General features: G+C 58.2%; 9 protein-coding genes and 1 tRNA gene. 6 read left to right on the top strand and 4 right to left on the bottom strand.

Annotation, left to right across the window (positions count from 1 at the left end):
- Positions 1–183: 183 nt before the first annotated feature.
- The 4 genes from WS62_RS16130 to WS62_RS16115 all read left to right on the top strand — a co-directional run bounded on the left by WS62_RS16130 (position 184) and on the right by WS62_RS16115 (position 4,175).
- Positions 184–260: transfer RNA gene (locus WS62_RS16130), tRNA-Met, on the top strand.
- 116 nt (positions 261–376) lie between these two features.
- Entirely contained in the window at positions 377–2,065 is a 1,689-nt protein-coding gene (locus WS62_RS16125) for a site-specific integrase (RefSeq protein WP_082721008.1), read from the top strand.
- A 1,372-nt stretch (positions 2,066–3,437) separates the two neighbouring features.
- Positions 3,438–3,779 (top strand): hypothetical protein, encoded by a 342-nt coding sequence (locus WS62_RS16120; RefSeq protein ID WP_066572513.1) that lies wholly within the window; start codon positions 3,438–3,440, stop codon positions 3,777–3,779.
- Between the two features lie 84 nt (positions 3,780–3,863).
- Complete coding sequence (locus tag WS62_RS16115) at positions 3,864–4,175, top strand: hypothetical protein (protein WP_066572512.1); 312 nt, start codon at positions 3,864–3,866, stop codon at positions 4,173–4,175.
- A 255-nt stretch (positions 4,176–4,430) separates the two neighbouring features.
- Here WS62_RS16115 and WS62_RS16110 read toward each other — a convergent pair whose 3' ends face one another.
- On the bottom strand, positions 4,431–5,057 hold the full coding sequence (locus WS62_RS16110; RefSeq protein WP_156441004.1) for a hypothetical protein: 627 nt from the start codon (positions 5,055–5,057) through the stop codon (positions 4,431–4,433).
- Between the two features lie 697 nt (positions 5,058–5,754).
- Here WS62_RS16110 and WS62_RS16105 point away from each other — a divergent pair.
- Positions 5,755–6,258 carry an HAD domain-containing protein gene (locus WS62_RS16105; protein ID WP_059641829.1) on the top strand — a complete coding sequence of 168 codons (504 nt, stop codon included), beginning with the start codon at positions 5,755–5,757 and terminating at the stop codon, positions 6,256–6,258.
- A 1,287-nt stretch (positions 6,259–7,545) separates the two neighbouring features.
- Here WS62_RS16105 and WS62_RS16100 read toward each other — a convergent pair.
- Positions 7,546–8,871 carry a type II toxin-antitoxin system HipA family toxin gene (locus WS62_RS16100; protein ID WP_066572505.1) on the bottom strand — a complete coding sequence of 442 codons (1,326 nt, stop codon included), beginning with the start codon at positions 8,869–8,871 and terminating at the stop codon, positions 7,546–7,548.
- Positions 8,871–9,251, bottom strand: a complete 381-nt coding sequence (locus WS62_RS16095) for a helix-turn-helix domain-containing protein (RefSeq protein ID WP_231748316.1) — start codon at positions 9,249–9,251, stop codon at positions 8,871–8,873. The genes WS62_RS16100 and WS62_RS16095 overlap by 1 nt, the downstream gene beginning before the upstream one ends.
- Positions 9,252–9,663: 412 nt before the next feature.
- Here WS62_RS16095 and WS62_RS38185 point away from each other — a divergent pair, with 412 nt between their 5' ends.
- Complete coding sequence (locus WS62_RS38185) at positions 9,664–9,861, top strand: hypothetical protein (protein ID WP_231748315.1); 198 nt, start codon at positions 9,664–9,666, stop codon at positions 9,859–9,861.
- A 980-nt stretch (positions 9,862–10,841) separates the two neighbouring features.
- Here WS62_RS38185 and WS62_RS38180 read toward each other — a convergent pair.
- A complete protein-coding gene (locus WS62_RS38180; protein WP_231748314.1) occupies positions 10,842–11,300 on the bottom strand; it encodes a hypothetical protein in 459 nt (152 codons plus the stop codon).
- Between the last annotated feature and the right edge of the window lie 398 nt (positions 11,301–11,698).

Genomic DNA, 11,698 nt, shown 5'->3' with positions numbered 1-11,698 from the left:
GCTTCGAATCTCATCTTCCGGGTTTCCTGTAACCACCGTGCCCGGCTTACGGGTGGCTTCATGCCGCACCCAAAAACCGGACAGATTACGTGCTACAGACCCGGACAATTCATTTGCTCGCGACAAAAATGACAAAAAGGGCTTGACACCTCCCGCACCGATCTCCATAATCCGCTTCCTGTTGGCGAATTAGCTCAGTCGGTTAGAGCGACGGAATCATAATCCGCAGGTCCGGGGTTCGAGTCCCTGATTCGCCACCAAATGCAAAAAGGCCGCTGTTCCGCAAGGACAGCGGCCTTTCGCTTTTCCGGGCGCCTTGATTTATAAGGCTTTCGGGGCTGCTGGGGCTCAAGTTTTTCGCCTGCCGACCGTAACAATGGACCGTACCAATTCCCGTACGAATCCATTCCTCAAAGGTCAACCCGTGGGCGACGAAATGCAACCGTACATGTACAAGCGGCCGGACAGCAGCAACTGGCAGTTCCGACGCCCCGTGCCCCTGCACCTCCAGGACGCGCTCGGCCAACCGTTCATCACCGGCTCCCTGCGCACGCCCGATTACAAGGAGGCCGCACGGCGCGCCCGCCAACGGGCCGCCGAGACCGACGACCTGTTCGCCGAAACGGAAGCAAAGCTGAAAGCCGCCCAGGACGGGGGCGCCGAGAGTGAGGCTGCGCCCTGCCTCGAAGGCGAGTCTGACGGGCGGCAGAAACGGCTCGAGCGGCATATGGTGCCGCAGTTGCTGGAGCGCTACCGAACGGCGATGCTCATCCTGCCCGAAGCCCACCGCCGGAACAACAAGGACACTGAATCCCTCGCGGTCGAGCGAGCCCAGTTCGAGGCGGAGCGCCAGGCACTGACCGACGCCTGTGCGCTGGAGGACGTCGAGTATGCCGAGGAGAACGCCGAGACCGTCCTTGAGACCGAGGGCTTCGACCTCGAGCAGGTCACGCCGGAACTCCGTCGTTTTTTCACCCTGGAGTTGATGCACGCCGACCTCGCCGTCATCAAGGAGCAACTAGCGCGACTGAACGGCATAAAAGTGCCCGAGCCGGAATGGGTCGCTGCCCCCGGAGAGGGTGACAGCTGGGACCACTACATCAATTTCTGGGTCGACGAGCGGCACCCCGAGCCGAAAACGGCCGACGAATGCCGCTCGCAAATCAAAAGGCTGCGGAAGTTTACCGGCGACAAGGCGCCGGTCGAGCTGACGCCCGACGACCTGCGCAACTTCGCCTTCCACCTCGAGAAGAACGACGGACTCTCGAGAAGCCGTATCAAGACGATTTTTGCGTTGCTGCGCCCGGTGCTGGAGACGAATATCAAGAGCGGCAGGACGATGTTGAAGGCGAATCCTTTCGCGGATGTCAAAATCAGCGTGTCACCCAAGGACCGCGAGGAAATTCAGCCGTTCGAGCCGGAACATATTCGGCTGCTGCTGAAGACCGAGGTGTTCACCGCAGGGAAGCGACCCGCCAAGGGCGGCCGCGACGCCGCGTTCTGGTTGCCGCTGCTTGCCTTGTTCGGTGGCGAGCGCGAAGAAGAGCTCGGACAACTGTCCGTGCGTGACGTCGTGACGCAGAATGGCCGCCTGTTCCTGCGCATCACTGACCTGGCCGACGAACAGGGGGTGAAGAACGAGGTATCGAGGCGTCACGTTCCCGTGCACGCAGAGCTGATGAAAATCGGCTTCGGACGCTACGTTGAGACGGTCCGCGCGGCTGGTAAAGACCGGCTTTTTCCAGACCTCAAACCGAACAAGTACGACGTGCTGACCGCACAATTCTCGACCTGGTTCAACGAGTACCTCGACCGGTATGTCATCGACGACGTCCGGTACAACTTCCATTCATTTCGGCACTTCTTCCAGGAGCGCGCTGGCTGGAGCGGCCTCAAAGACTACGCTATTGACGGCATCCTCGGCCATCAGCCGGAAGGCATGGGCGGGCGTTACGGCAAGAAGCGCGCTGGCAGGCGGGTGTTTGACCCGATGCAGCTCGCTGAGGGCATGGACCAGTACCGGATTGACGACGTGGATTTTTCACCTCTGTACGGCGCCTACTGACTCCGCTGTGCCTGCGCCTTGTAACGGACAAGGCAGCCCGCGCTCCGGCATATCCGCCCCGGACTGCAACAGCGCAATCCGCGCGCGTGCCGTGGTCGCAGCGCGGCCTTGTGTCATTTCTGATGACACAACGTGAAACGTTTCGCACCCGCCTGCTGTCGACGGCTATGTGCAGCCCCCAACGCCAGGCCCGAGCGCGGAACAAGGTTTCACGCGCGAAGACAAATTCCATAGCTGCCATGCAAATAGATGTTCACGGAACCCCACGTTTCATGAACATCTATTTGCATTTGGCACAACGGATTTTGAGCAACAGGGTGAATCCGCCAGATGTAGCCAGCGAAGCTGAGCGGCTTCATGTTTGAACATTGGACAGTAGCGTCCTGCCTGAAGCAATAGGCGCTCGTCGTCGGAATTTTGAGGAAAGAGTCGCTCGAGTCGCTCTGGCAAAGCGTGGAAACGAAAATAGTTGGCCGGCGCTCGCAGTGGCAGCTCCAAAATAGGTGCCCGACCATGTGCCGTATTGGGGGAGACTCTTTTGCCGCGCACCGCCCCCGCTGCACACTCCTTCCAAAGAAATCCGACCGTGGATTTCCGACAAGCATGCATCGCACACTCGAGCGCCCCCGGCACCGACTTCCATGCATGCGCCTGTGCGCGAGCATGGCGTCGGCCCGACATCCCACCTGGTTTCCGCGCGGAAACCATTCCGACCGCGCCCTCCAGTACCCAGAATGAGCCGGGGGTTCGCGACGACGCTAACATAGGACGGTTGGCGCGTTGTCGAGCACTTGCGGCGTCACAGTTCCCGCTGCTTTGCGCCGAATACAAGTCACCGACCGCCACGTGCGATGTTTGCCGCCGGCATCAACAACACTTCGGGGACGTTGACGGGCATCAGCAGATGCACATCTCCGTCTAGAGCGCCTACCGTGGGAAGCAGGTTTCATTGGCCTCGTAGCTGAATGCGGGCCCTCGTCTGCCACTACATCGACGAGAAGGGCCAATGCGCACGCCTCTGGCCCGAGCGTGAGTTGGTCCACGGCATGCTTGCCATCCTCGAGCTCAATCACACCGCCGAAGCCTTCGATGGCAAACCATCCTCCGCGCTCCGTTTCCACAAGCCGCGCAGTCGCCGTCTTGTAAAGCAACATCGTAATTTTCCGCGCGGAAACTGTACATCCTCGGCGAACCAGGCCGTCGGTGACGCAACGGCATCGCGCGCGTACACGCGTCCCAGTTGTCCAGTAGACGGCAAAGGTCACAAACACCCGAATGACTCAAGATTACTCGGCGCGTGCCGATAATCCGAAATGGTGGACGCTCCGATGTCGGATGCCTCCTAACACGCAACGGAAAGCTACGAGGAAACATGAGTGCATTGAACCGCAAGGCCACCGGAACCGCACTAGCGCTTTGCCAGGACGCCTACGGCAACATGATGGGCGGCCAGGAGGCACGCGCGTTTGCCTACCTCAGGCTCGCGATTGAGGTCTTGACAGCAGCGAATGCGAGTGCCGATTCTCGAGGTGATGTCAGGGCCGAGAAGGCGCTGAAAGCAGCGATTGACTCGGCACATGCAGCCGTGGATATGCTGGAGCCGCCTTTTGACCCGTCGCTCATCGATGCCGCGACGGCTCGATGGGCAGAACTCGGTATAAACCCAGCGGGTGTCCTTCCGACCGCCGACCCGGAGCTGGTCAAGCATCTATAACCGATTCGTGTTGACGTCTCTTTGCGCTGGTGCCGGCAAGCAGTTTGCCGGTGCAGCCCCAACGACAGCAACTGAAGGAAAAAAATGTCGAAAACCGAAATCAGCAGTGACACCAGGGAAATCCTGGACCAAGGGGCGTTCGAAAGATATATGAACGTGCTGAAGACCGCATTCGAGAATGGCGACTTTCGGACCGTGATGCAGGTCAGCAACACGGTCACAGAGCAATACTTCGAAGCGTTGAAGGTTGCAGCGGACGAGGACCCTGAAATCGGTGAGCAGCTTCTTATGGCCATCGGGTCGCGCCACATGTTTGAGTACCTGCCAAAGCTGCAGGCAGACCTCGACATGGTGAAGCCTCTTCCCGCATTCCTCGCAGAAGCGCTCAAAGAGTAGGATGCGCGAAGAGCGTCGCACCTTCCGGCGCTCTTTACGGTTTGGTTTCCGGGATGGCTCGCCGTATGTAGAAGGATTCTCACCAAATGCGCTAGACCAAAACGTGCGGCTACACGGGTGGTGCCAACTTTGACTGACCGGCATATGCACCACGCTTCCTGTGGCCGGCCAACTCGTTGATTTCATGCGATTGGCCGCGCAAATTTCAAAATTGTGTTTAACGCGGCCAAATTCTCGTGCAGGCACTCGCGGTGCTCACTTCGCCGACGCGAGAATCCTGCGAACTATCGCAACCACGTCGTCCGACCGGCCCACCGTGACCGGGCACAGGTTATAGCGAGGACAGTCGTTCGTTGTAGTGCGGCAATGCGCGACGCCCTTCTCGATAACCACATCGAGCCTTGTCTCCAGGACTTCGGGCGCGTCGCCCGTCGTGCGTCTCGAAACAAACACCGTCGCTGCTTTTGCCTGTGGGTACGGACCGCCAGGTTGGGTATTTGCGCCGTCTTGTACGGCACACGCGGCGCGCTCAAGCCATTTCACCCGGGGGTCAATGTCGGCAACCGCAGTACATACCAGCGGAAGCGCCTCCTCCTCACCACGAAAAGCACCGAGGTAAATCCTGACTAACGTTCGGGAAAATTCCTCCGCCCAACCCATCGCGAACTCCCGCAAGAGCCGGCGACCTTGTCTCGTGCGCAGGGCCTCTAATGGCGTGCTATCCCCGAGCGAGGACCAACGCGACGCCAGGAAATCCAGACGGTACAGAGGCGGCGCCGGATACAGGACGCGACACAACGCTGCAAGGCGCCGACGGTCGTGCTGCGGGTCGACCAATAGAGCGGGATAGTAGCTAGTTCCGTCGATTTCGATTGCAAACACGCTCCCATGCTTTGTCAGCCGAGCCAGTTGCCTCACGCTCACGCCTCGTCGTCGGCAAAACTCATCCGCACTTAGAACCTCGCCGCGTCGAATCATTTGGCGGCGTGCCCCAAGCGCATCGCGCCGCGTTTTCTCAATCCATTTTGGCATAACCGTAAATATCCTAGACGGGCACCATCACACCGCCACTCATGCTTACACTTTGGACTTTCTGGCCTTACCGCGACCAGCATGAGTATGTTGTGGCGTCCAATGTCTCCTGTACTGCTCGAAGCCGCTCGCCGACCTAATTTTCAATGTATCCATGGCCATGTGATACGAACGCTCCTGCGGCGTGAGCGGCGGCTGATGGACTTCAGATTTGTAACGATTCCACGAGTCGAGCGTCACTTTCCACTCCTAGAGTTATTGAACGTTCTGAGCCGCGACGTACATAATTATATTCAGACACAGTACACTTCGTTTTACTAACATTCAACGGAATAAATAGCATAGCAACTGTAGATGGCGATTCCGCCCCTCTCGAATCTAGATTTTGTCGCCGGCAAATGACTCCGTCGACACCTGCTGACGTGAGAGTCAAGGGGAGCACTTTGCGACGTCACCAGCGTCTCCCGGCATAGCGCGCATCAGTTTCCGCGCGGAAACCGTGTGACGCCTATAACCGCCTCACGATATTGTTACCTCGGAGCCAGACATGGGAATCTTCGATGAAAAGAGACCGACTATTTTCCTGAATATTGATGGGGTGTTGCACCCATTCGGAGCGCTGCTCTTAAACGACGGGACCGTACGAATGCGGGATGGCCGCCACACCCTGTTCCAATGGGCTGAACCGTTGGTGCAAATCGTCGGCGAGTACAACGCAGAGCTCGTTCTTAGAACGAGCTGGACCTCCCAGTTGCCGCTTTACCGAGTTCTTTCGCTTATGCCATCGACGCTCGCTCACGCAGTGGCTGGTGTCACGCAACCCATTGCAATCAGTCGCACAGACCGGACGCAGTGCCGAAGCCGATACTCCGTTATTCGTGAATACGTTGAGTGGCATGCGCTGACGAAGTGGGTTGCCATTGATGATGTCGATGACGGCTGGCCGGAATCCGAACAAGAGAAACTGGTCTTGTGCGAAGACGGTACTGGTTTGAGTAGGCTGCTCACAGAGCTCGAGCTACGCGAAAAGTTGCAACAACTTTCTCGATGAACACGCCGACACAGCACCGAAAACACGTTACCGAAGCGGCTCCTGTACTTGCGTGGCTTGCTTTGTCACCGCTCTAGAAAACCTAGGTAATCTAGCTCTTACAGGCCAGATTACCTAACCAGGTCCTGTAGTTGCGTGCCTTGCTGCTTTGTATACCTAAATTTTTAGAGGTTATGTACCTTCCTATGATGTCCCGCCTCCATTGGCGAGACACCACGAGTTGCCACGGTTACCGAAGTTATCAGCTTGAGGTAGCTAGCCTCGATGCGCGGCCGATGTGGCGCTCAGTGCCATCGAGCATGACGAGGGTAACACGTGACCACCTCGCGGCACGACGTTTGCGCTGTGCCTCGCGCAACTGCACAAGGCGCTGCCTTCGTTGTTTTCGGTTCATAGTGGCCTCGATGTCCACGCCCCTAGAGTTTAACGTGGCCTAGACTTTCGCGGCTACAACAACTGGACGCGCCAGCGCAAACAGGTTCATCTCATCCACCAGGCCGTCGCCGGCCTGCGACGACGGGGGGCTTTTGTATAAATAGATTTGCACGAATCAGCCGTTTTCATGCAATTCTTTTTTAAGATGGCGTTCTCCAGTCGGCTCGCTGTAGGAGCAACCAAAACGCGAGAATTTGCATCCTTTCGAATCAACGGGTTACGCCGGTCACGAAGAATAAGCTAAGACAAGCACAGCCATAAACCGAGAATTTGCCACGCCGGCGTCGGCAACCTCAAAATGCCGGACTCGAAAACCAAAGTTCCCATCGGAAATGGTATTGGCGTTTCGCAGAATCGCCGTTCAGAAACAACATTTTCTATGCTTTACCCCGCCAATCGAATACTGCGCCGACGACGCCTGACCAGACGTCGCGCCTGGCGCACGCGACGGATAATCCAGGATATTCCCCGCCCGTCTGACGGGCTCCTGCGAAAAGTCGCATGCAGCCACCAGCCTCCGATTGGAGGGAAAGCTTGCAGGATTGCAAATATGGATGTGACGGAACGCCAGCAGCCGCTGGGTTCCGGGTTTTACGTGCTGTCTGCTCTGGCGGCACGACATGTCTGATTGCAAAGAGATGACTTGATAGACATAGGCTTCCGGCCTGCTACCCGTTCTCGCCTTTCAACGCCAGCTCGTCACTGCGCTCTCACGAACGGTCCCCGCGAGGTTCGAAACGTAGATTCGTTGGTCCTGAAGAGAACACCACGACCCGAATCGCTCTGGCGAAACCGCCGTGGTAGCCGTGTTCGCGCGCTACTTGGGATGTGCAGGCGGTCCGATTGGCCGGTTCATTGTTCCAGAAAGGACGCTACCGTATCCCAGTTGTCGTTCTCAAAAGCAGGCGCGACCTTGTCGATTTCATCATCACCCATCCCCACGGCCGGGGACCGGGCGAGTCGTTTCCAATCGTTCAGGGCAGCCATCATCCGGGTCAGGATTGCATGAGCGTCGTCATCGGACACGCCAAAGTATGCCGCCGCATCCAGCGCCTCCTGGATATCTCCGGTTTCACCGGTTGCTTCGGTCACGGCGGTTTTCAGGATGGGTTCCTTGTCGGGGAACGGGTTCACGTCAAACAGCGGGGCGAGCCGCCACTGCCCCCCGCCGCTGTGCAGGAAGCCGTGGTTGTGCATGTGGTCATCTACGTTGGTGATGAGCATGCTGAAGCAGATGCGCGCCCAAAGCTCCCGCTTGTCTTCGAGGGGTCTCGGGGAGAACCGGTCAATGGCCTCCGCAATCTGCGTGTAAGCACCATCTTCCCTGGAATCCAGCTGCAGCAGCGAGGCCGCAGACAGGTAAGGGATGCGACCACCAGCCCGGGGTCGGTCAAAACGCACGATAAGCGCGACGGCCTGGGTGCCAGACATGACGACTTCGGCCTCGGATGCATTCAGGCCCGCCTCTTTCGCGAGCAACAGCGCCAGCACCTCACCGCGCGCCACGTCACGCGTATCACTCACGCTCGGAAACTTGGCGATGGTCAGGGTGCCGTCGGACTTCAGGACCGTTGCTTTGGGTCGCATACCGCCGAGCGAGGTGCCGCGCCCTTTCAGATACGCGAGGTCCATCGCCGTTTCCTTGCCGGATTCGACCGCTTTCGATGCCTGAAGCAAGGTCTGCAGCGGGACCTCGTGAGTTCCTTCAGGCAAGTTGTCGTCATGGGGCACATCGAGGAAGGGACCGTCGGCATTGTCCCTGAAGCGCAGTGCGCCAATGCGACTGGAATCCAGCACCCCCAGCAAATAGTCCAGGTCTGACAGCTGTGCGGAACCGGCGTCTCGGCCGGCATCTTTGTCGGCCTTGCGCCGTTTGGCATGGGCGCGGTTAATGACACGGCGTCCCCAGCCATCAGGCTCAGTATCGGCAATGGCACCCGCAAAGGTAGAAGTCTCCTTGCTTCCCGTGCGGTATTGAAAGTCTGTGCTCAGGGGGAGGTCCGGAGACAGTGCGAAGCAATCTGGATTACTGAGCCAGGCGGGGGAGTACCGGAATGCCGAGACTTCTTTTTGCCCCTGTCTGGAAAATTGCAGTTCGCCCACTTCCAGTCCCGTGTCGCCCAGATAGACGAGCAGCGTCCGCGTTGTGCTGGTTTTGGCTTTTTTTGTCGTCGCCATTACAGGGCTCCACTGTCCGGGTTGGCTTTGCGTACCCGGATGCGTTTGGGCACCGCCTTGTTCATGAGCGCCAGGCCGAGCGCATCATTGGTGGTGTTCAGGGCCTTGTTGAGCTCGGGGAGGAGATTCAGGATGTTCAGGACCCGAATCACAGCGCCCCACGACACTCCGGGGTCGCCCTGTTCCAGCCGGTAGAGCGTCTTTTTTGAGATGCCCGCCCGCTCCGCCATGGATGACGTAGAAAGCCCCCGGCGTCGGCGGGCCAGCGCAAGGTCATCTCCGGCAGCAATCAGCGCACGCTCGACCGGCAAGGGCATCGGATTTTCGGCGAAGCGGCCGGAAGGTTTGGGTGTCGCCGCTGCCTTTGGTTTATCGGTCATACCTGAACCCTTAAAGCTTTAATACGTCATATTTGACCACTATACAACACTTCTCAGATGAGCGTCAGTGCGCTGCTGAAAACGGTCAAATATGGGTCAACAATTCACTTAAGAGGTCAAATATGACTCTTTATTGTGGAATCTGGCGCGAGAAGAGCCAGGAGGCTCCCTGTTGAGAAACGCCCACCCAACCGTGAGCGCGACATCCTGTTCCTGTCGATGGTGGCCGACCCCGAGCGCTGCTACGCGCTTTCAGGGAACGCCCGTGACCAGCGTTTCAACATCGCGGCGAGTCGTGGGCGTGACCGCATGTATCTGGTCAGGTCGGTAACGGCCGAGCAGCTCTCTCCGAGAAGGACATCCGGATGACGCTGCTGGAGCACTTCAGCAGGCCTGCGCAGTTGAGAATGAAGTGGACCAGGCAGGACTCATCAAACTCTGCGAGTCGGGTTTCGAGCACGAGTTCTTCGGCATGCTGGTCCAGCGCGGGTTATCGCGTCATATCGCAGGTGAAGAGCGGCGCTATCGTCTGGACCTGGTCGTGAAAGGGGCCAACGACGCTCGACTTGCCGTCGAGTGCGATGGCGACGCCTTCCACGGCCCCGACTGATGGACCAGTGACATGTCCCGTCAGCGGATTCTTGAGCGCGCAGGCTGGACTTCTGGCGATGCTTCGCGTCGACGTGGTGTCCGCGCCAGGACACGTGCAAGCTTGCGACGCTGCATACCCGGTAACGTTCGTCGTCCACTGACTTCGCTTCGCTACGGCAACCTGCGAGTCCCCGACCTCGCTCTTATGCGAAACCGCCACCAAACGATTATGCTGCCGCCGATGCCATGCGAAAACGCCACCGTTTTGCGCGTAAGCACGTGATTTCCCTAGGCAATGCCACGAACAACGTTCGGCGTGGGGGAAAAGGCGCGTTCCTCACCGTCTTCATCAACGAGAACTAGACGCGGAAAGGTGCCACTTTGGCATAAGGTCTAGGTTTTACGCGTCTCCGGTGGATTCGAGGCACAATGGACTGCATCTGTATGCGGGTTGCCAGAGTTAAGCCCCTGCCGGGCGCTTATGTGGTTCGTGGACGCCAACCGAAAACCGGCGAGCCCACCTACCTACGAATGGTGTACTCGATGGGGTAAGGTCAGCCCGGCAAGGTAAAAAAGTTTCCGCGCGGAAACCGCATGATGCGCCACAACCGTAGCACAACTTGCCGCATCGCATCGATGCTGCCCTCACTACGCCGTGCCTCCGAAGTAGAGGGGGTATCGAAAGAAAGATGCCGCATCGCGGGGCGCCCCACAACTGCTCCGACCGACACGAAGTTTCCGCGCGGAAACTTTTTTAGCTGCATAACTCAGCCGCCCGGAAGCCATCAGGAAGGAACAGAGGAATTGAACAGGGGCGAGCACCGAAAGCCGGTCATCCGCAATCTGGTCGAGTTCCAGCAGCTGCCGCAAGACCTCTGCTTGCTCGTCGCGGAGCATCATCGCCTCTGTTGAGTCGAAAACCGAGCCATCAGATTTTGCTGCGTTACGCCAAGTTACGCCTAGCATAGGGCGAAAAAAGTGACGTTTCAGCACTGAAACTTACGAGCCGAGAATCGCCCGCATCCGTTTGACCACCCAGGCCTGCTCAGCAGCGGACAGGTCCCACTCGTCGCGGCACTTCTTCGCGACGCCCTTCTCCGTCCGCTCCAGATTGAACTCTCGCGTCCAATCTGGGTTCTCGCGAGCCTTGCGCAGGCAGTAAGCGGCAAGTTGCTGTGCAAGGTCCTCACAACCCTCGTAACGTTCAGCCAGTTCGTCCTCGGTTAGTCCTGCATAGATTTTGCCGTCGATTTTCCGCAGGCCCAGCTTTGGGTGTGTGCCACTCAGCAGCGTCTTGAGCGGTTCGCGTGGAAAATCCCCCGGAACATTGGCTTTCGATGCGCCCCGCACCTCATCGTCGTGGAGGCCCATCCGTTCTGTAGCCGGAATCATCCTAGCCAATCCGGCAGCCGGCCGCTTCTGCTTCTGCTTGAGCCTGCGCTTTGTCTGATTCATCATGTAATTCCGCGTGAGCAGTGAACGTTCACTATCTCTTCATGTCGGCTACCCTGTTCCTAGCTTACGACCACGTGCTGCACCGGTGCGAAGCGTAAATCAACCCGGACGGCATCGTGAGTGGCGCGCCGGCTTAAATCGAACTGTTCGAATACGCCGACATGCTCGACCGGATTTTGCGCCCTATCAACTCATGTGAAGGCCTTTGATGTATATCGCGGTGACTGATATACGTTGTCGAACCCGTCTATCGCTCCCGAAAGGAGAACTACACAGTCGAACCTGAACAATCCTGGGCGGCTTATACGGAAAGGCTGTGATGCCGAAACGGTGTTGTTGGATTTGCAGGAAGCAGGCATATTGACGCGTGAATCCTGCAAATCCTGACGAGGTGTGGATGG

The organism is Burkholderia sp. ABCPW 14 (assembly GCF_001523835.1).
In the GTDB taxonomy this organism is placed as follows: Bacteria; Pseudomonadota; Gammaproteobacteria; order Burkholderiales; family Burkholderiaceae; genus Burkholderia; species Burkholderia mayonis.
Note: the sequence above shows the minus strand (reverse complement) of the source record. Positions and strands in the feature narration are given on the sequence as shown.

What these genes read in the sequence shown, in the direction of transcription:
- WS62_RS16125 (WP_082721008.1), top strand. Translation starts at nt 377, where the DNA reads ATGGACCGTACCAATTCCCGTACGAATCCATTCCTCAAAGGTCAACCC.
- WS62_RS16120 (WP_066572513.1), top strand. Translation starts at nt 3,438, where the DNA reads ATGAGTGCATTGAACCGCAAGGCCACCGGAACCGCACTAGCGCTTTGC.
- WS62_RS16115 (WP_066572512.1), top strand. Translation starts at nt 3,864, where the DNA reads ATGTCGAAAACCGAAATCAGCAGTGACACCAGGGAAATCCTGGACCAA.
- WS62_RS16105 (WP_059641829.1), top strand. Translation starts at nt 5,755, where the DNA reads ATGGGAATCTTCGATGAAAAGAGACCGACTATTTTCCTGAATATTGAT.
- WS62_RS16100 (WP_066572505.1), bottom strand. Translation starts at nt 8,871, where the DNA reads ATGGCGACGACAAAAAAAGCCAAAACCAGCACAACGCGGACGCTGCTC.
- WS62_RS16095 (WP_231748316.1), bottom strand. Translation starts at nt 9,251, where the DNA reads ATGACCGATAAACCAAAGGCAGCGGCGACACCCAAACCTTCCGGCCGC.
- WS62_RS38180 (WP_231748314.1), bottom strand. Translation starts at nt 11,300, where the DNA reads ATGATGAATCAGACAAAGCGCAGGCTCAAGCAGAAGCAGAAGCGGCCG.